We start from the raw sequence: 21,323 nt of genomic DNA on the forward strand, positions 1-21,323 counted from the left end.
CCTACCGTGCGCCGGGTGGCCGAGGACTACCTGGACCACCTGGCCGTCGAGCGGGGGCGGGCGCAGAACACCCTGCGCTCCTACCGGCTCGACCTCGGGCGCTACCTCGACCACCTCGACCACCTGGGACGCGCGGAGCTGACCCAGGTGGCCGAGGCCGACGTCGCCGCGTTCGTCACGGCGCTGCGCACGGGGGAGCGCCCACTGGCCGCGTCCTCGGCGGCGCGGGCGCTGGCCGCGGTGCGCGGGCTGCACCGGTTCGCGCTGCACGAGGGACTCACCCCGACCGACGTCGCGGCCGGTGTGGCGCCGCCGGCACTGGGCTCGCGGCTGCCGTCCGCGCTGTCGGTCGACCAGGTCGACCAGCTCCTCGCCGGCTGCGTGTCCGACGGCCCGGTCGGGCTGCGCGACCGGGCCCTGCTGGAGCTGCTGTACTCCACCGGCGCCCGGATCTCCGAGGTCGTCGGCGCCGACCTCGACGACCTGGACCCGGACGCGCGGACGATCCTGCTGCACGGCAAGGGGAACAAGCAGCGGATCGTGCCGGTCGGGCGCCCCGCGCTGGCCGCCGTCGACGCCTACCGGGTCCGGGCCCGGCCCGACCTCGCCGGACGGGGCACGGGCAGCCCGGCGCTGCTGCTCAACGCCCGCGGCAACCGGCTGTCCCGGCAGAGCGCCTGGCACGTCCTGCGCGCCGCCGCCGAGGCGTCCGGGCTGCCCGGCGACGTCGTCGCCGCGGTCTCCCCGCACACCCTGCGGCACTGCTTCGCCACCCACCTGCTCTCCGGCGGCGCCGACGTGCGGGTGGTGCAGGAGCTGCTCGGGCACGCGAGCGTCGCGACCACGCAGATCTACACCCACGTCACCGTCGACACGCTGCGCGAGGTCTACGCCACCGCGCACCCCCGCGCCCGGCGGTGATCACGGGGGCGGCGCTCGGCGTGGGACGACGAACGACTACGTTCCGGGGCCCATGCGGTACGGAGCGTGGGTGACGGCGGTCGTGGCGGGACTCCTCCTGGCCGGATGCGGTGGTGTCGCCGCCGGGCAGGAGCAGCAGCAGGCGGTGAACGAGCCCGTCGACGGGGCGGTCACCCGGGTCGAGGTCGACTCCGACGCCGGGGCGCTGCGCCTCGTCGCGGGGGAGAAGGCGTCGGTCGAGCAGGACCTGCGGTGGACCGGCGACGCCCGCCCGCAGGTCGAGCAGAAGGTCGACGGCGGCGTCCTGCGGGTCACCGTCCGCTGCCCGGACCAGGGCAGCGACCGCTGCCAGGCCGGTCTCGTGGTGACCGCGCCCGCCGCGTCGTCGGCGCTGGTCGACCTGCGTGCGGGCGGCATCGAGGTCCAGGGACTGACCGGGGCACTGGACCTGACGTCGTCGGCGGGCGAGGTCAGCGTCACCGGTGCCGGACCGGGCGACGTGCGGGCGAAGTCCAGCGCCGGCGCGGTCGAGCTGACCTTCGCCGCGGCGGCCGCGGACGTGACCGCGGAGTCCAGCGCCGGCGGCATCGAGATCCGGGTCCCGGTGGGTCCGGCCTACGAGGTGAACGCCCAGACCTCCGCCGGATCGACCGAGGTCGGGGTCCCCGACCAGCCCGGTGCCGACCACCGGATCACCGCGAAGAGCAGCGCGGGCGGGGTCTCGGTCCTGCCCGCCGGCTGAGGCGCGACACGCCGGGGCGCACCGTCGGCCGGACGGCGCCCGCCCGCAGGTAGGGTGACCTGGAAATCCATACCGCGACGTGGCCCGACGGGGACGTCGCCGCACGTGGGGACATCTCCTGCAGTGCGGTCTCAGGCCCTGACCGGGACCCGAGACCCGGCACGGTACCCGCGACGAGACCGGAGACCGCATGAACCCGACGCGGCCGGAGGCCCAGGGCAGGCTCGACGACCCGAGCGACGAGCCGGCGCCGGATCACGGGCGAGGCACCCAGACCACCAGCGCGCGCGCTCCCGAGCCCGCGCCGCTGTCGGTGCACGGCCCGGCGCGCGTGATCGCGGTGGCGAACCAGAAGGGCGGCGTCGGGAAGACGACGTCGACGATCAACCTCGGGGCCGCGCTCGCCGAGTACGGCCGCAGGGTCCTGCTCGTCGACTTCGACCCGCAGGGCGCGCTGTCGGTGGGGCTCGGCGTGCAGCCCCACCAGCTGGAGTCCACCGTCTACAACCTGCTGATGGAACGCGGCGTCGAGGCCGACGAGGTGCTCCAGGACACCGGCGTCGAGAACCTCGACCTGCTGCCGTCGAACATCGACCTGTCGGCGGCCGAGGTCCAGCTCGTCACCGAGGTCGGCCGGGAGCAGGCACTCGGCCGCGCCCTCAAGCGGTTCCTGCCCGACTACGACATCGTCCTCATCGACTGCCAGCCGTCGCTGGGCCTGCTGACGATCAACGCGCTCGCCTGCGCCGACGAGGTCCTCATCCCGCTGGCCTGCGAGTTCTTCTCGCTGCGCGGCGTGGCGCTGCTGATGGACACCATCGACAAGGTCACCGAGCGGCTCAACCCGGACCTGCGCCTGCTCGGCGTGCTCCCGACGATGTTCGACACCCGCACGCTGCACACCCGTGAGGTCCACGACCGCGTGGTGGAGGCGTTCGGGGACAAGGTGTTCGACGCCGTCATCAACCGGACGATCAAGTTCCCGGAGACCACGGTCGCCGGGGAGCCGATCACGACGTGGGCGCCCACGTCGTACGCCGCGGAGGCCTACCGGATGCTCGCCCGCGAGGTCATCGCCCGGTGACGCTGCTCGCCGACGGTGCACCCGAAGGTCTGGGCGACGGTCTCGACGACAACGACGTCGCCGCGCCGCGGACCCGGCGCTTCACCGTCCGGCTGTACAACTTCGAGGGCCCGTTCGACCTGCTGCTGCAGCTGATCGGCAAGCACGAGCTCGACCTCACCGAGATGGCCCTGCACAAGGTCACCGACGACTTCATCGCCCATCTCACCGACCTCGGCGACGATGCCGACCTCGACGAGATCACCGAGTTCCTGGTCGTCGCGGCGACCCTGCTGGACCTGAAGGCCGCGCGGCTCGTGCCCGGCGCCGAGGTCGACGACGAGGACGACCTCGCCCTGCTCGAGGCCCGTGACCTGCTGTTCGCCCGGCTGCTGCAGTACCGCGCCTACAAGGAGGCCGCGGCGCTGTTCGTCGAGCTGGAGAACGGTGCGATGCGCCGCTTCCCGCGCTCGGTCGCGATCGAGGACCGCTACGCCGACCTGCTGCCCGAGGTGCTGCTCGGCGTCGACGCGCAGGCCTTCGCCGAGCTCGCCGCCGCGGTGTTCCGGCCCCGCCCGCCCGACGAGGTCGGCGTCGACCACCTGCACGCGGTGCACGTGTCGGTGCCCGAGCACGCGGCGATCCTGCGGGAGCGCCTCGCGCTCGCCGGGACGGCCACCTTCGCCGACCTGACCGCCGACTGCGTCGCGACGCTGGAGGTCATCGCCCGGTTCATGGCGCTGCTGGAGCTGTACCGGGAGCGCTCGGTGGCACTGGAGCAGCCGGAGGCGTTCGCCGACCTGACGGTCACCTGGACCGCGGACCGCGAGGACGACCCGGTCGCCTACGCCGCCGCGCTGGAGGACGAGGCCGCCGCCGCCGAGGAGGCGGTCCGGGCGCGCAACCGGCGCCGCCGGAAGAGGAACCGCGTCGACGAGTCGGTCGCGTCCGGCCCCGGCTCCGCCCCTGACCCCGCCGCCGACTCCGATCCCGCCGCCGACTCCGATCCCGACTCCGATTCCGGAGCGGCGCAGGAGGCTCGGGACGCGGACCTGGACGACCCGGATACCGACCTGGACGATCCGGATACGGACCTGGACGACCCGGACGCGGACCTCGACGACCTCGGCGGTCCGGACTCCGACCTCGACCGCCCGGACGACCCGGACCTGGATCCGGTCGGCCCGGACGCGGACCTCGACGGTCTGCACGTGCTCCATCCCGACCCCGACGACGAGAGGACCGGAACCACCGGTGACTGAGCCGGACGACCGGCCGGGCTCCGACGACCCGGAGGACCCGTCCGAGCTGCTGCGCCTGATCGGCCGCACGGTGCCGCGCAGCCCGCACGCCACCGCGTCGCCGCAGGTCGCGCCGGGCGCGGAGGACCGAGCCGCCCCGGAGCCGCAGGGCCCGCCCGCGGCGGCCGACGAGGACGCGACCACCGCCGACGCCGAGCTCGCCCGGACCGCGGAGCCCGCCGACGACATGGACCCGTCGGCCGACAGCGATGGCGCCGCGGCGGATGGCGTCGTTGCCGATGGCGTCGTTGCCGATCGCGCGGCTGCCGACGGCGTCGCTGTTGATCGAGCCGGGGCGCATCACACCGATACCGGCGCCGAGCCCTCTGCGGGTGCCGAGCCCGCCGCCGACGCCGGTCCCGCAGCCGACGCCGAGCCTGGGGCGGCCGACCCGGCCCGCACGGAGTCGGCGGCCACCGGGGCGACCGAGCCGCACACCTCGGAGCAGCCCGAGCCCGCCACCGCCACACCGGTGGCGCCCCGCCCGGGCCATCGAGACGCACGTTCCGGCCCTGCCGAGGGCGGAAACGTGCATCTCGATGGGATCGGAGACCCCGCCGTCGGCGATGCCGCGACCGCCGACACGTCGGCGGACCATCGAGCGCTGCGAAACGGTGCTCGCGACGACGCATTCGCAACGCTCGCCGCCCAGGACGACCGGTCCGAGCGCCCCGGCGGGCGCGGCTCCGGCCACCTCGACCCGGCGACCGAGCCTCCGGGGCCGGGGACCGGTGACACGGCGGCAGCCGGGAGGACCGGAACGACCGGCGCCGCGGTCGGGCCGGAGAACGTGGCCGAGGCGGAGAACGCAGCCGAGCCGGAGGGCCCGGCCGGCCTGAAGGCCCGCGGAGTCGAGGACCCCCGAGCCGAGGACCCCCCAGCGGAGGAACCTGGAACAGAGGAACCCGGAACCCAGGACGAGCCGGAACCCGAGGAGCCCGAGTTCCACGAGCTCGCCGACGACACCGAGCTCGAGCACGCCCTGGAGGCGCTGCTGCTCGTCGTCGACGCCCCCGTCGACGAGCCGTCCCTGGCCACGGCGCTGCACCAGACGCCGTCGCGGATCCGGCAGACGCTGCACCGGATGTCGCTGGCCTACACCGCCGACCGGCGCGGCATCGACCTGCGCCGCGCGGGGGAGGGCTGGCGGTTCTACACCCGCGACCGCTACGCCCCCTACGTCGAGAAGATGCTGATGGACGGCCAGCGCGCCCGGCTGACCCGGGCCGCGCTGGAGACCCTCGCCGTCGTCGCCTACCGCCAGCCGGTCACCCGTGCACGGGTCTCCGCGGTCCGCGGCGTCAACTGCGACGGCGTGCTCCGCACCCTGCTCACCCGGGGACTGGTGGAGGAGGCCGGCACCGAGGAACACACAGGGGGGACACTGTTCCGGACGACCGAGCTGTTCCTCGAACGGCTCGGGATCTCCTCCGTGGCCGAGCTGCCCCCGCTGGCACCGCTGCTGCCCGACATCGACGCGATCGACGACCTGGAAAGCTAGGCACCATGAGCAACACACACGACCCCGACGGCGTCCGGCTCCAGAAGGTGCTGGCCCGCGCGGGCGTCGCCTCCCGGCGCGCGGCCGAGGACCTCATCGCGCAGGGACGCGTGCAGGTCGACGGCGAGACCGTCCGCGAGCAGGGCCGCCGGATCGACCCGGACACCGCGGTCGTCCACGTCGACGGCGCCCGGGTCACCCTGCGCGACGACCAGGTCTACCTGGCGCTGAACAAGCCGTTCGGGCTGCACTCCACGATGTCCGACGACCTGGGCCGGCCCTGCGTCGGGGACCTGCTCGCCGACCGCGTCGAGATCATGAACACCGCGCAGCGGCTGTTCCACGTCGGCCGGCTCGACGCCGAGACCGAGGGGCTGCTGCTGCTCACCAACGACGGCGAGCTCGGCCACCGGCTGATGCACCCGTCCTACGAGGTGCCCAAGACCTACCTCGCCGAGATCGAGGGCAAGATCGCCCGCGACCTCGGGCGACGGCTGCGCGACGGCATCGAGCTGGAGGACGGCCTCGCCCGCGTCGACTCGTTCAAGCTCGTCGACGCCCTCCCCGGCCGGGCCACGGTGGAACTGGTCCTGCACGAGGGCCGCAAGCACATCGTGCGCCGGATGCTCGCCGAGGTCGGCCACCCGGTGCAGCGCCTGGTCCGGACCCACGTCGGGACCGTGGCCCTGGGCAACCAGCGTCCCGGCAAGCTGCGTCCCCTCGACCGCGTCGAGGTGGGCTCCCTCTACAAGGCGGTGGGTCTCTGATGGCCGTACGGGCCCTGCGGGGCGCGACCCAGGTCGACGCCGACGACCGCCAGCAGATCCTCGACCGCTCCGCCGAGCTGGTCACCGCGGTGCTGGAGCGCAACGAGCTGGTGTCCGACGACATCATCTCGATCTGGTTCACCGCCACCCCGGACCTCACCGCCGAGTTCCCGGCGTACGCGGCACGGCTGCTCGGGCTGACCGACGTGCCGCTGATGTGCGCCACCGAGATGTCGGTGCCCGGCGCGCTGCCGCGGGTGCTGCGGCTGCTCGCCCACGTCGACACCCCGAAGCCGCGCTCGGCGATGCGGCACGTCTACCTGCACGGGGCGCGGGCGCTGCGCACCGATCTGCCCCAGTAGGACACCCCGCCCCGTCGTGGCGGGGGCCGACCGGCGACAATGCCGGACGCAGCAACTCGAACACGGTGGGGGAACAAGGTGGCCTTGCGGGGCGTCGTCGCGATGGACGGTCCGTCCGGGACGGGCAAGTCGACCGTCTCCCGACGGCTGGCGCAGGCCTGCTCGGCGGCCTATCTGGACACCGGTGCCATGTACCGCGCCGCGACGCTGGCCGCGCTGCGCGCCGGCCTGGGCGAGGGGGCGGCGGAGGACGAGATCGCCCGCGCCGCCGTCGGGGCCCGTCTGGAGTCGGGCACCGACCCGGCCGCCCCGACGATCACCCTGGACGGCGAGGACGTCTCCGGCCCGATCCGCGGCCCCGAGGTGACCGGGTTCGTCTCGGCCGTCTCCGCGGTGCCGCAGGTCCGGGCCGAGATGGTCGCCCGCCAGCACGCCCTGATCCGCGCGGCCGTCGAGAGCGGCGGCGGGATGGTCGTCGAGGGGCGCGACATCGGTACCGTGGTGGTGCCGGACGCGCCGCTCAAGGTCTACCTGACGGCGTCGCCGGAGGTCCGCGCGGCGCGGCGCGGGCGGCAAGACGAGAAGGCGGGCCGCAAGGCCGACCTGCACGTCACCCTCGCCGACGTCGAACGTCGGGACCGGCTCGACTCGTCGCGGCGGGTCTCCCCGCTCTACGCGGCGGCGGACGCGCTGGTGCTCGACACCGACCACCTGTCGGCGGACGCGGTGCTGGCGAAGCTGCGCGAGCTCGTCGCCGCGCGGGGGCTGGACGGGTGAGCCGGGCGCGTGCGCTGCCGGAGCACGCTCTCGGGTGGCTGCACGACCTCGGCCGCTGGATCGGCACCTGGCTGTGGGTCCCGTTCTTCCGGGTGCGGATCCGGCACCGGGAGCGGATCCCGGCGACCGGTCCGGTGGTGCTCGTCGCGAACCACAGCGCGTTCGTCGACGGACCTCTGCTGTTCGGCATGTTCGGGCGCCGTGTGGTGTTCCTGGTGAAGGCGGAGATGTTCTCCGGGATCGTGGGGACGCTGCTGCGGTGGTTGGGGCAGGTGCCGGTGCGGCGTGACGTCGTCGACCGGCGGCCGCTGACGACCCTGCTGGAGGTCCTGCGCGACGGCGGCATGGTCGCCGTCTTCCCGGAGGGCACCCGCGGCACCGGCGAGATCACCGCGGCCCGGCAGGGCGCGGCCTGGCTGGCCCGCTCGGCATCGGCGCCGCTGCTCCCGGTGGCGGTGCGCGGCACGCACCGCCCGGCGGGTGCGGCCCGCCGCCTCCGCCCCCGGGTGGACGTGCTGGTCGGCGACCCGCTGCCGGCGCCGACGGCGCCGGGACGGGACGGCCTGGCCGCCGCGACCACCGAGGTCACGGAGGCCCTGCGGACACTGGTCCGCGAACTGGACAACGAACACAGGCAAGTGACACGGCCCGACGCGGCCGGGGACGTGAGAGAGCAGTGAGCGAGTACAACAGCGGCGTCGAGATCGGTGACGCGGCCGACCGGGCCGAGATGGACCGGCTCGGGCTGGACCCGACCGAGTTCGTCGCCGTCGACGAGGACGGTGTCGTCACCGCCGGGATCGACCCCGACGAGATCCTGGCGACCCCGACCCTGGCCGTCGTCGGCCGCCCGAACGTCGGCAAGTCCACCCTGGTCAACCGGATGCTGGGCCGCCGCGAGGCGGTCGTGCAGGACGTGCCGGGGGTGACCCGCGACCGCGTCGTCTACGACGCGCTGTGGAACGGCCGCCGGTTCAAGCTGATGGACACCGGTGGCTGGGAGCCCGACGCCGCCGGCCTGCAGGGCTTCGTCGCCCGCCAGGCCGAGACCGCGATGCGCATCGCCGACGCGGTGCTGCTCGTCGTCGACGCCTCGGTCGGCGCCACCGCGACCGACCAGGCCGTCGCGCGGGTCCTGCGCCGCGCCGACGTGCCGGTGATGCTGTGCGCCACCAAGGTCGACGACGACCGGCTCACCTCCGACACCGCCGACCTGTGGCGGCTCGGGCTCGGCGAGCCGCACCCGGTGTCCGGCCTGCACGGCCGCGGCTCCGGTGACCTGCTCGACGCGATCCTGGAGATCCTCCCCGAGACCCCGCGCGACGACTTCGGTGCCTCCGGGGGCGGCCCGCGCCGCGTCGCGCTCGTCGGTAAGCCGAACGTCGGCAAGTCCAGCCTGCTGAACAAGCTGGCGGGCGAGGAGCGGTCGGTCGTCCACGACGTCGCGGGCACCACCGTCGACCCGGTCGACTCCCTCGTCGAGCTCGACGGCCAGGTGTTCCGTTTCGTCGACACCGCCGGCCTGCGCAAGCGGGTCAAGATGGCCTCGGGCATGGAGTACTACGCCTCGCTGCGGACCAGCTCCGCGATCGAGTCCGCCGAGGTCGCACTGGTGCTGATCGACGCCTCCGAGCCGATCGCCGAGCAGGACCAGCGGGTCCTGACGATGGTGGTGGAGTCCGGGCGCGCCCTGGTCATCCTGTTCAACAAGTGGGACAAGGTCGACGAGGAGCGCCGCCACCAGCTCACCCGTGAGCTGGAGCGCGACCTGATCAGCGTGCGCTGGGCGGAGCGGGTCAACGTCTCCGCGCTGACCGGGCGGTCGACCCAGCGGATCGCGCCCGCGCTGAACCGCGCGCTGGAGTCCTGGGACACCCGGGTGCCGACCGGGCGGCTCAACCAGTGGCTCAACGACCTCGTCGCCGCGACCCCGCCGCCGGTCCGCGGCGGCAAGCAGCCGAAGATCATGTTCGCGACGCAGGCGCAGACCCGCCCGCCGACGTTCGTGCTGTTCACCAGCGGCTTCCTCGAGGCGGGCTACCGGCGCTTCGTCGAGCGCCGGCTGCGCGAGGAGTTCGGGTTCGGCGGCACGCCGATCCGCGTCTCGGTCCGGGTCCGCGAGAAGCGCTCCCGGAAGAAGTGATGCGGGCCCTGCGCGGCCGTCCCGGTGCCCGGACCTGGGAGGTCGACGAGATCGACACCCCGGTCCCGGGCCCGGGGGAGCTGCTCGTGCGGGTCCGGGCGGCCGGGGTGAACCGGGCCGACCTGCTCGCGCTGGGTGGCGGCTATCCCGTCCCGCACGCCGACGACGACGGTTCCTTCACCGCGGGCATGGAGCTCGCCGGTGAGGTCGTCGCCGCCGGTCCGGGCGTCACCGGCGCCCCGGGCCGCGGGCCGGGGGACCCGGTGTTCGCGTCCGCGCCCGCCGCGTTCGCCGAGTACGCCGTCGTCGACGCCCGCCGCGTTCGCCGAGTACGCCGTCGTCGACGCCCGCCGCGCACTGCCCGTCCCGTCCGGGCTGACCTGGACCGACGCCGCCGCGCTGCCGGTCGCGCTGGAGACCGCGCACGACGCGCTGGTCACCCAGGCCGGGTTCGGCGCCGACGGCGGCGCCGTCCTCGTGCTCGGGGGCAGCACCGGGGTCGGCCAGGTCGCGATCCGGCTCGCCGCCGCGCTGGGCGCCTCGCCGGTCCTCGCGACGACGACCTCGCCCGCCAAGCGCGCCGCGCTCATCGACGCCGGGGCGGTCCCGCTCGTCGGGGTCGACGCGCTGGGCGACCTCGACAGGCCCGTCGACGTCGTGCTGGACCTCGTCGGCGGCGACCACCTGGCCGCCGCCCTGCCCGCCGTGCGGATCGGCGGGACCGTCGTGCAGATCGGCCGGCTCGCCGGGCCGACGGCGACACTGGACCTGAACACCCTGTCCTTCCGCAGGCTCCGCCTGATCGGCACCACCTTCAGCGTCCGCACCGCCGACGAGCGGGCCGCCGTCGCCGCCGCGCTGACGCCGGTCCTCGGCCTGGTCGGCGACGGCCGGGTGCGTGCCACCGTCGACCGGGTCGTGTCGCTGGACGACGCCCCCGGCGCCGTCGCGCACCTGCGCTCCGGCGGGGCCGTCGGCAAGGTCGTGATCGAGGTCGCCGGATCGTGACGCCGCGTCTGTAACCACCGGCGCCGCCCCGACGAGTGCCCGGGCGTGACGGTGTCGAGGTGACGGTGTTCGAGCGGCTCTGGGTGTGGCGTGTGCGCGCCGCCTGCGAGATGGCGCTGGCCCTGTGCGGCGGCGACGAGCTCGTCGACGACGCCCGCACCGAGGCCTCCTGGTACGCCGACCTACTGCACCCGTGGGACGGCCGGGGCTGCGAACCCGACGCCCGCATCCACGCCTGGCTGTCGATCCTGCTCGCCCGGCGCACCGTCGCCGCGGGACCCCTGGAACGGTGACGACACCGTCACTATCGTGGCCGGGCGTGAGGGAGACCCCGGCCGAGGTGTTCCACGGCCGAGTCGCGGAGCTGGACCTGCTCGCCGACGCGCTGCGTGACGCCGTCGCCGGCGGGGCCTCGGCCGTGCTCCTCGGCGGCGACGCGGGGGTCGGCAAGACCCGGCTGGTGTCGGAGTTCGGCCGCACCGCGACGAGCGGCGGCGCGGTCGTGCTGTCCGGCCGCGCGTTGGACATCGCCGACGCCCCGCCGTTCTGGCCGGTCGTGTCCGCGCTGCGCGAGCAGTCCCGCACCCGCGGCGCGCTGGGCCGGGAGTGCGCGGCCGCGCTGTCCCGGCTGGACCGCGCCGACGGGCCGGCCGGGCGGGTCGAGATGCTGGGCGAGCTGGCCGCCGTCGTCGAGCGGGCGGCCCGCCGGGCACCGGTGGTGCTCGTCGTCGACGACCTGCACCGCGCCGACCGCTCCACCCGCGACCTGTTCGCCTACCTGCTGGCGGCGCTGTCGTCGTCGCCGGTGCTGCTGGTCGGCACCTACCGCGACGACCCGGCCGGTGGCGTCCCGATCGACCTGCTCGGGCTCACCGGGGAGCTGCGCCGGCACCGCGGCGTGCGCTTCGCCCGGGTGGAGCCGCTGCCCCGGCACGAGCTGGCCGAGCTGGTCGCGCAGTGGGCACCGGAGCGCCACGACGTCGAGGACCTGGTGTGGCGGCACTCCGGCGGGAACGTGTTCTTGGCCCGCGAGACCGTCCGTGCCGTGCTCGACGGGGACCCGCGCGGCGTGCCGCAGACCGTCCGCGAGCTGGTGCGCGCGGGCGCCGCCGGGCTGTCGACGGGGGCGGTGGAGGTCGTGCGGGCCGTGGCGGCCGGGGTCGGGGAGGTCGAGCACACGCTGCTGGCCGCCGTCGTCGACGTCGACGGGCCGGAGCTGGCCGCGGCCGTGCGGGAGGCGGCCGACGCCGGGTTCGTCGTCGTCGCCGGTGCCGACGGCTACACGCTGCGGCACGGCCTGATGACCGAGGTCGTCTCCGCGGACCTGCTCCCCGCCGAGCGGGTCGAGCTGCACGGCCGCTACGCCACCGCGCTGCACGGCGGCCATCGTGTCCCCGGGTCGGCGGCCCGCCTCGCGCACCACTGGCAGCTCGCCGGGCGCCCGGACGAGGCGCTGGAGGCGACCCTCGACGCCGCGCAGGAGGCCGAACGGCTGCGCGGCTACGCCGAGGCGCACCGGCACTGGCTGCGCGCGGCGACGCTGCCGGTCCCCGACGCCGTCCGCGACCGCAGCCGCTACCTGGAGCAGGCCGCGTCCGCGGCGGCCCTGGCGGGCGACCACGGCTCGGCCGTGGCGCTGCTCGCCGAACGGCTCGGCGAGCCCGACGCGCCCCCCGGCACGGAGCAGGCGGTGCTGCGTTCCCGGCTCGGGCGCTACCTCGGCGCGGCGGGCCAGCTGGCCGAGGCCGAGGAGGCCTACCGGCGCGCCGTCGCCACCCTGCCCGCCGGCGACGACCCGGCCGACACCGCCGTCGCCGCCCGCGCCGAGGTCCTCGCCGGGTACGCGGCCGCGCTGCTCGACCGGGCCGACTACGCCGGTGCCCGCGCCGTCGCCGAGGACGCGCTGGTCGCGGCGCGCCGGGTGGGGGAGCCGCGGGCACTGGCGTCGGTGCTGGCGACGCTCGGGTTCGGTGCCGCGCACTCCCGCGACGGCGCCGCCGGGCTCGACGCGCTGACCGAGGCCGTCGCCGTCGCCGAGGCCGACGGCGACCCGGAGACGCTGGGGGAGTGCCTGGCCCGGCGCGCGGAGCTGCTGACCGGCCCGCTCAACGCCCTCGACGACGGCGTCGCCGCGGCCCGGGCGGGCGCCGAGCGGATGGCCGGGCTGGGGCTGGGCCGGACCGCGTCGGTGTCGCTGCGGGTGGTGGCAGCGAACGGGATGTTCCGCGCCGGTGCCTGGGACGAGGCCGAGCGGGAGGTGGCGACGGCGTGGTCGGCCGCCCCGTCCGGGGCGCAGATGCTGGAGCTGCGCCTGGCCCGCGCCCGGCTGCGGATGGGCCGCGGCGACCTCGACGGGTCCGACGTCGACCTCACCGCGGCCGAGCTCGTCGCCGGGTCGACGGGCCTGCCCAAGCAGCGGCTGCCGCTGCTGATCCTGCGGGCCGGGCTGGAGATGTGGCGGGGCAACCCGGAGCTGGCGTTCGCCCACGTCGGGAAGGGGCTCGACGTCGTCGAGTCCGGCATCGACGACGTCTTCGCGGTCGCGCCGCTGCTCTGGCACGGTGCCCGCGCGCACGCCCAGGCCGTCCTCGCCGGACGTCCCCCCGACGCCAGCGGGCTGCGACGGCTGCGCCGCCACCGGCGCGACCTCGTCGACCGCGGGGACCGCTCCGCCCCCGCGCTGCGCGGGGTGATCGCAAGCTACGAGGCCATGTGCTCCGCCGAGGACGCCCGGATCACCGCCGGGTCCGACCCGGGCACCTGGCGGGGCGTCGCCGACCTGCTCGACGGCCTCGGCCAGCCCTACCCGGGCTCCTACGCCCGGCTGCGCAGCGCCGAGGCGCTGCTGGCGGGCCGGCGCACCGAGGACGGCACCGCGGACCTGCGCCGCGCCGCCGAGCTCGCCGCGGGCCTGCGGGCCGGTCCGCTGCTCACCGAGATCGCCGAGGTCGCCCACCGGGCCCGGATCGAGGTGCCCGAGCTCGCCGCGGTCGCGACGGACGGTCATGCCCCGGTCGCCGTGGACGGCCCGCTGGCCCGGCTCACCGACCGGGAGCGGGAGGTGCTGGAGGTCCTCGCCGACGGCGCCACCAACAAGCAGATCGCGGCCCGGCTGTTCATCACCCCGAAGACGGTCGGCGCCCACCTCGCCTCGGTCTTCGCCAAGCTCGACGTCACCAACCGCACCAGCGCCGCGGCGGTCCTCCGCGAGCACCGCACCGATATCTAGGTCATTCGCCCTATACCTTCGCCGGGCCCGCTCGACCAGGCTGATCACCGGATCGAGCGACACGGAGGCAACGATGACGGCCACCATCGAGACGCCCTCCGGTGAGGGCACGGCCCCGGCGGGCCGGGCGCGCGTCGCTGCGCTGCTCGCGACGCCACCGGAGACGATCGACGGCGTCGTCGCGCACCTGGAGCACCTCCAGGAGATCCTCGAGTGCGAGTACGGCCCCGGCGACGGCGTCGCCTCGTTCAACCGGCTCTACCTGCGCATCACCCGCGGCATCCGTGACCAGCTCGACGACGACCTGTTCGCCGACCGGGACTTCCTGGTCCGGCTCGACGTCGAGTTCGCCCGCCGCTACTTCCGGGCCCTGCACGCCGAGGCGACCGGGGGGACCCCGCCGCGGTCCTGGGGGGTGCTGCTGGAGCGCCGCCACCACGAGCGGATCTCCCCGGCGGAGTACGCGGTGGTCGGGGTGAACGCGCACGTCAACTTCGATCTGGCGCCCGCGGTCGTGCGTACCTGCACGGTCCTCGGGCGCAGTACCCCCGGCCCGGCCGAGCGGGCCGACTACCGGGCCGTGAACGACGTGTTCTCCCTGCACATGGTCCGCCTGCTCGACGGCTTCGACCGGAAGGAGCCCGGCGAGATCTCGCTGTCCGAGCAGCTGCTCGGCTGCGTCGCCGACGTGCCGGTGGTGCTGGCCCGCGACGTCGCCTGGCGGCAGGCCCTCGAGCTGTGGGAGCTCCGCTCGCGGCCGATGGAGTACGAGAACGAGGTCGCGGCGCTCGACCGCCGGACCGCGCTCCTGGGGCGTGGCCTGCTCACGCTGGGAGCCCTGACGTGACACCCGCCCGAGTGGGGGGCGGGCGGGTGTCACACCCCCGGCCGGTGGCGGTCGCGCCGCTCGGGACGGTGCTGATCATCGACGACCACGAGCTCGTCGGGTCGTCGCTGGCGCTGGCCCTGCGCGCCGAGGGCGAACCGGCCTCGTTCCGCCCCGCCCACTCGCACGTCGACGTGCACCGCGCGATCGCCGGGGTCGAGCCCGGACTGCTGGTCCTCGACCTCGATCTCGGCCGCGACGCCGAGGGCCGCCGGATCGACACCATCCCGCTCATCCCGGGGCTGCGCGCCCAAGGGTGGCGGGTTCTCGTGCTCTCGGGCAGCTCCAGCCCCACCCGCATCGGCGCGGCCCTGCACCAGGGCGGCTTCACCTGGGTGTCGAAGACGGCCTCGATGCCCGCACTGGTCGTCGCGATCCGGGAGGCCCGCGTCGGGCGGTCGCTGCTGCACGCCTCCCACCGCGACGAGCTCGTGCAGCGCTACGTCGAGTGGGACCGCCGTCAGCGCGCCGTCCGCGGACGCATCGCGACCCTGACCCGCCGCGAGCGGGAGGTCCTCGAACTGCTCGCCGGTGGGGTGCGGGCGCACGCCATCGCCGAGCACTTCGTCGTGTCGCTCCCGACGGTCCGCACGCAGGTCAGGGCGGTGCTCGCGAAGCTCGACGTCGGGTCGCAGCTGGAGGCCGTCGCGCTCGTGCGCAGCGTCGACGCCACGGACGACACCCCCGGTGGGGTGCTGCCGTGGGTACGGTAAGGTTCTACGTGCCCCGCGAGGGGTGGCCGGGACGTGGCGCAGCTTGGTAGCGCACTTGACTGGGGGTCAAGGGGTCGCAGGTTCAAATCCTGTCGTCCCGACAGGCCGGAGGCCGGTATCCGAGAGCATCGGGTACCGGCCTTTACTCGTGTGACCTGCTGATTCTCGTTCGGGCAAGGCCTTAGGTCGATGCTGTCGCGTCTCGCCGTCGTCGCGGGCGTTGGGCGCATGGCGCCGGGTGAGTGACTAAGTGAGTGACTAACGGCATGGGGAGCCGAAGTACACCCGGGGCCGACTCTTGCGCACAGTTGCGGGAACCTCCGAACGTTTGCGACGGCTTTCCCCTAGCATCAGCGCTACGTCTCCGCTGGGGAGCGTTGAGCAAGCTGATCGCCGCTGTGCCTTGGGCGTCGTCCGACGCCTCACCCCTGGGCCCACTCAGACGCAGGAGCAGCGGAGTACACGGTCGCTCGTTGAGCGTGGCCCACCCCTCTCGGCGAGACGACCTGCATGGACTCACGGAGGTGGGCTCATGGGTTCCGTCACGATCACGATCGACGGGGCTGCACTGTTCTGGATCGCGCTCGCTGTCTGCGGGCTGAGGGATCGACGGGCTATCGCGACAGCGCTGTGGCGTCTGGCGCTGGCAGCCCGGGACCGCACAATCGAGTAGAGCCGGACCGCACAACCGCCCTCATCACCAGGTCGACCCGGTGATGAGGGCGGTTGTGTCTGTCGGCAGGTCGGTCGATCCCTCAACCGTCCACCACCGGGAAGATGTCGTCCATCGCGGTTGCGCCGTGCTCCAGGACGGGCCGGAGCTGCTGCCGGTACACCGCTTCGGTGATGGCCGTCCCGCTGTGCCCGACCAGCCGTGAGATGTGCTCCAGTGGCATTCCGGAGTCCGAGAGCAGCGAGACGAAGCTGTGCCGCATCTCCCGGGGCGTCCACTCGGCTGCGTTCAGGCCGGCGGCTGCTGCGACCTTGCGGAACGAGCGGCGGACATTGTGTGCGTCCATCTCCGATCCGGTTCGGGTGGCGAAGACGAGCGAGTCCGGTGCGCTGTCAGCACCGGGTCGGTTCGCGTGGTCCCGGAGCACGGTGACGCAACGCTGCGGCATCCCGAGGCGACGGCGGGACCTCCGCGTCTTGGTGTCCCCACCGATCCGCACCGACCTTACGACGGAGATCGACGGTGGGAGCGGGGGAGTCGCGTTCGGAGCCCCGTCGAGGTCCACGTCTCCCCAGCGCAGTGCACGCAGTTCCTCGGTCCGAGCCCCGGTGAGAAGCGAGAGGACGATGTACGCCCGCAACGGACTGGCGTCGGCGGCCTGGAGAAGCGCGGTCGCCTGTTCCAGGGTGAGGGACTTGGACGGGCGGCCCGTGCGACCGGCCGGGGGAGTGCAGATCGAGACGACGTTGCGCTTCACCTTGTCCCGGGCCATCGCGTGCGTCACCGCACGGTTGAGCAGCGAGTGCATGAGCCGGACCGTGCGAGTGCTGACCGTGCGTGCTTCCGCCCGCATCCACCGGTCGACGTCGTCGGCGGTCAGGTCGCGCAGCCGTCGCGCTCCGAGCTGGCCGACGATGTGGGTCTCGGCGATCGTCCGGTAGTTCGACACCGTCGACGGCGCGCGGCCCGACAGCCCGAATGCCAACCAGTCGTGCACCGCTTCCCGGACCGTGTAACTCCCGGGAGAGACTGTGGTGCCGTCCTCGTGGTCCCGCAGGATCTCGCGCAGCTTGGCCTTCGCCGCGGTCTTGGTGGTCCCGCTGGCCTTGCGGGTGATCCGCTTCCCTCTGCCGTCGAACCCGAGCGTAGCGGTGGCGATCCAGCGTTGACGGGACTCGTCCCAGTGCAGACCGCCCTCCCCACGGCTCCTCCGGGCGGTCACGACGCGGCCCGGTAGTCGTCGGTGTCGGCGGCTTCACGCTCCAGGAGAGCGATGTACTCGGCGATCGCCGACGCCGGGATGAGCCGGGTCCGCCCCACGCGGACAGACCGGAGGCGGCCACTGCGGAGCTGCTCGTAGATCACGCTGCGGCTCAGGGAGAGAACAACCATCGCGTCGGTCACGCGGTGCAGTTCCTTGCCGGTCATGACGTCCTCCCGTACTCGGTGGGCTGGGTGCTACTGGTGCGGCGTTGCTCGCGTCGTCGTTCGGCGATGCCGAGTGCGATCTCTCGTTCGGCGTCGTTGCGGTGTCCGATGTGGACGACGGCCCAGTCGTTGACCACCAGCACTGACCCGGGCTCGGCCGGGGTGTCGAGTGCGGCCAGGGTTTCCCCGAGCCGGTAGGTGCGTCGGTCGCCGCGGATCGCACCGAAGGTCGTCGAGTAGGCGCGGGACTTGGTGAGGAAGTGGCCGCGGAACCCGAGCATGTGCGCCCACCGACGCAGGTTCAGCCCCTCGTACTCCTCGCGCCCACCGAGCTCCCACGCGGTCTCGATCAGCCGCCGGTGGTGCGCGGTGATGTCGAGGTGGCGGACATGGGCGATGTCGCGGATCGGACGGTCGGTGGCCTCGGATTTGCCGGTGCCCTTGGTGGCGTACTTGGCGACGTAGGCCGCCAGGGCGCTATCGGTGATCTCGCCGTCGTCGTTCTCCAGCGCGACTGCGGTGGTGGAGGTGATCGGTCGGACGTCGACCTGCGAGCCCCACGCGAGCGCCAGCGGGACGCCGTCGGGCCGGTCGACGACGAGTGAGACGGCGCGCGCAGCGTCCCGGATTGCGGCGTTGAGCCCGTCGGCGGTGAGGCCGACGGGTGGGGTGGTCCAGGGCCCGTCGGGGCCGTCGAGGCGGACGACGGCGTGGAAGTGGACGAGTCCGCGGCGCTGGTACTCGGCGACCTTGGCGTAGGACAGGCGGGCGTGGTCGCGGAAGTCGCGGACCTTGATGCCGAGCATCGCGGCGAGGGTCCGGCGCAGCCGGATTGCGAACCGGTCCCACAGTTTGCCCACGTGGGCCTGCCATAGGACTGCGCCGACGTAGTCGTAGGTGTCCGGGTCGAGCGCGGTCCCGACGCGCGGGTCGTCGCGGTGGTGCTTGTCCCCACAGCCGCAGGGGACGACGAGCCCGCGGGCGGTGATCCGTCGCGTGTGGACGGGCCCGAACGACGGTGCGGTCAGCGTGGCGAACACCCGCGGATGCGCCGCAGCGGTGTCGGGAACGCCCTTGCCGCCTGCCATCCCGGAGCGGATGAGGTGGTAGGCGTCGGAGGCGTAGCGGTCCGAGCAGGCCGGGCACACCGACGCCCGTCGGTTGCCGCACGGGGCGAGGATCTCGCCGTCGCGTTCGGCGAGGACGGTTCCGGTGGCGCGGTCGTAGATCCGCGACGAGCCGGTCAGGTGGATGGGGGCGGCGCATCCGCCGATGGCGGTGACCTCGCGGCGCCAGGTCTGGAAGCCGGAGGATCGGAGCAGGTGCGACAGATCGTGCTCGTGCTGGGTGGTCGTGGCAGCCGTCATGGCGGCATCCCTCCTGGGATGTGGTCGTGGGGTGGCACCGGCCCCGCCGGGAGCTGGTCTCACGCGGCGGAGCCGGGCCGGAGCGCAGGACTGCTCAGCGGCGGTAGGTGCGGTGCTCGTGCTCAATCTCGACCGGCCCCGGCGTGAAGCCGTGGTAGCGGGCGAGGAGGCGGGCGGCGGCCCGGTAGCTGGATGCGTGGCCGACGAGTGCGCCGTGGTCGTTCTCGACCCGGTAGCGGCCGTCGTCGCGCAGGACGGTCCCGCCTTCGCCAGTGGTGCCAAGGATGACCAGGGCCTTGCCCGGTTCGACGACGTCGACACCGATCACCCCGGTGGAGCGCTGCGGCGCCTTCGTCGGCTTCTCCGCCGCTGGGCGCTCCGGGATCGGCTGGAAATGGTCCCAGCGGCTCACCATGTCGCGGGTCGCCTTCGGCACGAGTACCGAGCGGGCCGGGCCCTCGGAGCCGTTGTGGTGGACGTGGTGGGTGCCTCCGAGTCGGAGGTGTCCGGTGTCGAGGAGCTGGGCCACGGTGTCCGCGTCGTGGCGGGACACGGCGTCGGCGCAGCCGGGGCGGGCCGGGTCGGCGCGCAGGACGTGTCGGGTGCGCTCGATGATCAGGAAGCCGGGCTCCTGGGCGGTGGCGACGATGCGGGCGACCTCGCGCGGGTCCTGTGTGGCGGCCGGGCCGTGGTCGTCGGTCTCGACGGTGACCGGGTCGCCGAACAGTGCGTCCTGCACGGTGCCGGTCATGCCGACCACCACCACGTGGCGCGGGCTTCCCAGGACCATTCGCGGGCGAGCTGGCGGATGACGTACCACTCGGCGACGACGGCTCCGCCGGTCACGATCCAGAACCAGCCGGAGGCGGTGCCGAGGTAGAGCCAGGTGCCGCCGATAATCAGGGCGAACAGCAGGGTCAGCTTGGCCCAGGTGCGCAGGGCCCATGCGGTGGTGGCGCCCATCAGGCGGCGCCCCGATCCCCGGTCAGCTCGATGACCTGGGCGTCGCGGGGTGCGCAGCGCTGCACCAGCTCGGCGATGTCGTCGTCGGTCACGTAGGCGGCGCGGAAGCGGACCGGCAGCCGGGAGCCGTGGTCGATGACGAACCCGACACCGGCGTGCCGGTCGTCGCCGGGGATCTCGTCGGCCAGTGCTCCGCGCTCGCGGGCTCCTTCGCCGAGGACCATGTCGACGTGGCTGGCCGCGGTGACGGCGAGGCAGATTCGCTGGGTGAACAGCTCGCGGACGTCGAGGACGTCCTTGGAGGGCTCCTGGAGGTAGCCCTGCACCGTGAACAGCGATGCCCGGCCCTGGGTCATGATCTCGGCGAGCAGCCGGAGGGCGTCGCGGACGGCGGAGCGGTCGCCGTAGGCGGTGAGCATGGCCATCTCGTCGATGACCAGCAGCTCGACCGGTGTTTCGACCGACGGAGTGCAGCGGCGGATGTTGTTGTCGCGCATCCAGTCCTGCCGGTCGCGCATGGCGTCGCGGAAATCGGTGAGCAGCTCCAGCGCCTCGCCCATCGTGGTGGCGTAGCGGTGGAACAGCGGGGCGCCCTGCTCGGTCTCGACTCCGCCCTTGAGGTCGACCATCCAGACCCGGGCGACGCCGTCGCGCAGGCACGGTCCGAGGGAGCGCAGCGTGCCCCACAGGACCGATCCCTTGCCGGAGCCGGTGCGGCCGGCGACCAGGCGGTGTCCGTCGACGACGGAGGCGGTGAAGGGCTGGCCGTGCTCGTTGTCGCCGATCTCCAGGGCCCGAAGGTCGACGTCGTCGACGGTCTCGGGGATGTCAGGTGCGGGGATGGTGCGGGTGAACGGCAGCTCCCACTCGATGACGATCGCGACGACTCCCGGCCGGTGCCGGGTGATCGCGACACGGTGGGCGATCAGCGCCTCCCAGAGGACCGATGCCTTCTCCTGCCAGTAGGCGACGTCCTGACCGCGGACCATTCGGACGTAGACGGTGTCGATCGACGGCGAGGAGGAGCGGACCCGCAGGACGCGGGGGACGAGCTGGTCGCCGGTGTGGCGGTGCTCGCGGGTCAGTCCCGTGTCGGACATGAGCTGTGCCCAGCGTCGGCCGCGGTAGACCGTCCAGCGGCGCCACGAGGACCGCAGTCGCGGGGCGGCGAACCGGTCGAAGGTCGCCGGGTGGACCCGCCACCACACGAGGACGGCGGCGACCGCGGCAGCGACGGTGAGCCCGGCGCCGAGCGGGCCGAAGGTCGCGGCCAGGCCGAGGCCGAGCAGCGGCGCCAGGGCGAAGCCCGGGTGTCGGAGCAGCCAGGCGGCGGCCTGGATCTCGCGGCCGGGGGGACGGGTGGCGCGTCCCGCGTGGTGGCGGGCCGGGCCGTTGATACGGGTTGCAGTGCTACTACGGTTGTTCATTGCTACCGGTCCTCACGAGTTCGAGTCGGGTAGCGGGACGCCCGCCGGTGTT

General features: G+C 74.1%; 21 protein-coding genes, 1 tRNA gene and 2 pseudogenes. 18 read left to right on the forward strand and 6 right to left on the reverse strand.

Annotated features, from left to right (window positions below):
* The first annotated feature begins 6 nt into the window (after nucleotides 1-6).
* From DMP17_RS29535 to DMP17_RS29615, 18 genes and pseudogenes are all read left to right on the forward strand, one after another.
* Nucleotides 7-921, forward strand: coding sequence for a site-specific tyrosine recombinase XerD (locus DMP17_RS29535; RefSeq protein WP_443217980.1), 915 nt, complete (start codon nucleotides 7-9; stop codon nucleotides 919-921).
* A gap of 70 nt (nucleotides 922-991) precedes the next feature.
* Nucleotides 992-1,663 carry a DUF4097 family beta strand repeat-containing protein gene (locus tag DMP17_RS29540; RefSeq protein WP_226356528.1) on the forward strand — a complete coding sequence of 224 codons (672 nt, stop codon included), beginning with the start codon at nucleotides 992-994 and terminating at the stop codon, nucleotides 1,661-1,663.
* A gap of 190 nt (nucleotides 1,664-1,853) precedes the next feature.
* Complete coding sequence (locus DMP17_RS29545; protein WP_226356529.1) at nucleotides 1,854-2,747, forward strand: ParA family protein; 894 nt, start codon at nucleotides 1,854-1,856, stop codon at nucleotides 2,745-2,747.
* 2 nt (nucleotides 2,748-2,749) lie between these two features.
* Nucleotides 2,750-3,613: pseudogene (locus DMP17_RS29550) on the forward strand (segregation and condensation protein A); the annotation flags it as partial.
* Nucleotides 3,614-3,980: 367 nt separating this feature from the next.
* Complete coding sequence (gene scpB, locus DMP17_RS46490) at nucleotides 3,981-5,528, forward strand: SMC-Scp complex subunit ScpB (RefSeq protein WP_443217919.1); 1,548 nt, start codon at nucleotides 3,981-3,983, stop codon at nucleotides 5,526-5,528.
* Between the two features lie 5 nt (nucleotides 5,529-5,533).
* Nucleotides 5,534-6,295 (forward strand): pseudouridine synthase, encoded by a 762-nt coding sequence (locus DMP17_RS29560; protein ID WP_226356530.1) that lies wholly within the window; start codon nucleotides 5,534-5,536, stop codon nucleotides 6,293-6,295.
* Entirely contained in the window at nucleotides 6,295-6,657 is a 363-nt protein-coding gene (aroH, locus tag DMP17_RS29565; protein WP_020622138.1) for a chorismate mutase, read from the forward strand. Before DMP17_RS29560 ends, aroH begins: the two co-directional genes overlap by 1 nt.
* Before the next feature lie 39 nt (nucleotides 6,658-6,696).
* Nucleotides 6,697-7,434: a (d)CMP kinase gene (gene cmk, locus DMP17_RS29570; RefSeq protein WP_226356531.1), complete on the forward strand. Its 738-nt coding sequence runs from the start codon at nucleotides 6,697-6,699 to the stop codon at nucleotides 7,432-7,434.
* Nucleotides 7,431-8,114 (forward strand): lysophospholipid acyltransferase family protein, encoded by a 684-nt coding sequence (locus tag DMP17_RS29575; protein ID WP_226356532.1) that lies wholly within the window; start codon nucleotides 7,431-7,433, stop codon nucleotides 8,112-8,114. Before cmk ends, DMP17_RS29575 begins: the two co-directional genes overlap by 4 nt.
* Nucleotides 8,115-8,164: 50 nt before the next feature.
* A complete protein-coding gene (gene der, locus DMP17_RS29580; protein WP_226356727.1) occupies nucleotides 8,165-9,577 on the forward strand; it encodes a ribosome biogenesis GTPase Der in 1,413 nt (470 codons plus the stop codon).
* Nucleotides 9,577-9,840: pseudogene (locus DMP17_RS46495) on the forward strand (alcohol dehydrogenase catalytic domain-containing protein); the annotation flags it as partial. The gene der and the pseudogene DMP17_RS46495, both read left to right, overlap by 1 nt.
* 214 nt (nucleotides 9,841-10,054) lie before the next feature.
* Nucleotides 10,055-10,585 carry a zinc-binding dehydrogenase gene (locus tag DMP17_RS29585; protein WP_443217981.1) on the forward strand — a complete coding sequence of 177 codons (531 nt, stop codon included), beginning with the start codon at nucleotides 10,055-10,057 and terminating at the stop codon, nucleotides 10,583-10,585.
* A gap of 59 nt (nucleotides 10,586-10,644) precedes the next feature.
* A complete protein-coding gene (locus DMP17_RS29590) occupies nucleotides 10,645-10,878 on the forward strand; it encodes a hypothetical protein (RefSeq protein WP_226356534.1) in 234 nt (77 codons plus the stop codon).
* 26 nt (nucleotides 10,879-10,904) lie between these two features.
* Nucleotides 10,905-13,814: a helix-turn-helix transcriptional regulator gene (locus tag DMP17_RS29595; RefSeq protein ID WP_337831210.1), complete on the forward strand. Its 2,910-nt coding sequence runs from the start codon at nucleotides 10,905-10,907 to the stop codon at nucleotides 13,812-13,814.
* A 73-nt stretch (nucleotides 13,815-13,887) separates the two neighbouring features.
* On the forward strand, nucleotides 13,888-14,661 hold the full coding sequence (locus tag DMP17_RS29600; protein WP_226356536.1) for a DUF5995 family protein: 774 nt from the start codon (nucleotides 13,888-13,890) through the stop codon (nucleotides 14,659-14,661).
* A gap of 44 nt (nucleotides 14,662-14,705) precedes the next feature.
* Nucleotides 14,706-15,413: a LuxR C-terminal-related transcriptional regulator gene (locus DMP17_RS29605; protein WP_226356537.1), complete on the forward strand. Its 708-nt coding sequence runs from the start codon at nucleotides 14,706-14,708 to the stop codon at nucleotides 15,411-15,413.
* A gap of 27 nt (nucleotides 15,414-15,440) precedes the next feature.
* Nucleotides 15,441-15,514, forward strand: a tRNA-Pro gene (locus tag DMP17_RS29610).
* 431 nt (nucleotides 15,515-15,945) lie between these two features.
* Nucleotides 15,946-16,086, forward strand: a complete 141-nt coding sequence (locus DMP17_RS29615) for a hypothetical protein (RefSeq protein WP_337831211.1) — start codon at nucleotides 15,946-15,948, stop codon at nucleotides 16,084-16,086.
* A gap of 82 nt (nucleotides 16,087-16,168) precedes the next feature.
* Here DMP17_RS29615 and DMP17_RS29620 read toward each other — a convergent pair whose 3' ends face one another.
* The 6 genes from DMP17_RS29620 to DMP17_RS29645 all read right to left on the reverse strand — a co-directional run bounded on the left by DMP17_RS29620 (nucleotide 16,169) and on the right by DMP17_RS29645 (nucleotide 21,271).
* Nucleotides 16,169-17,308 carry a site-specific integrase gene (locus tag DMP17_RS29620; RefSeq protein ID WP_337831212.1) on the reverse strand — a complete coding sequence of 380 codons (1,140 nt, stop codon included), beginning with the start codon at nucleotides 17,306-17,308 and terminating at the stop codon, nucleotides 16,169-16,171.
* Nucleotides 17,305-17,514: a helix-turn-helix domain-containing protein gene (locus DMP17_RS29625; protein WP_073575205.1), complete on the reverse strand. Its 210-nt coding sequence runs from the start codon at nucleotides 17,512-17,514 to the stop codon at nucleotides 17,305-17,307. Before DMP17_RS29625 ends, DMP17_RS29620 begins: the two co-directional genes overlap by 4 nt.
* Nucleotides 17,511-18,881 (reverse strand): replication initiator, encoded by a 1,371-nt coding sequence (locus tag DMP17_RS29630; RefSeq protein WP_337831213.1) that lies wholly within the window; start codon nucleotides 18,879-18,881, stop codon nucleotides 17,511-17,513. Before DMP17_RS29630 ends, DMP17_RS29625 begins: the two co-directional genes overlap by 4 nt.
* 94 nt (nucleotides 18,882-18,975) lie before the next feature.
* Nucleotides 18,976-19,632: a hypothetical protein gene (locus DMP17_RS29635; protein ID WP_337831214.1), complete on the reverse strand. Its 657-nt coding sequence runs from the start codon at nucleotides 19,630-19,632 to the stop codon at nucleotides 18,976-18,978.
* Entirely contained in the window at nucleotides 19,629-19,844 is a 216-nt protein-coding gene (locus DMP17_RS29640; RefSeq protein WP_337831215.1) for a hypothetical protein, read from the reverse strand. Before DMP17_RS29640 ends, DMP17_RS29635 begins: the two co-directional genes overlap by 4 nt.
* A complete protein-coding gene (locus DMP17_RS29645; protein ID WP_337831216.1) occupies nucleotides 19,844-21,271 on the reverse strand; it encodes an FtsK/SpoIIIE domain-containing protein in 1,428 nt (475 codons plus the stop codon). The genes DMP17_RS29640 and DMP17_RS29645 overlap by 1 nt, the downstream gene beginning before the upstream one ends.
* Between the last annotated feature and the right edge of the window lie 52 nt (nucleotides 21,272-21,323).

Source organism: Pseudonocardia sp. TMWB2A (assembly GCF_017312135.1).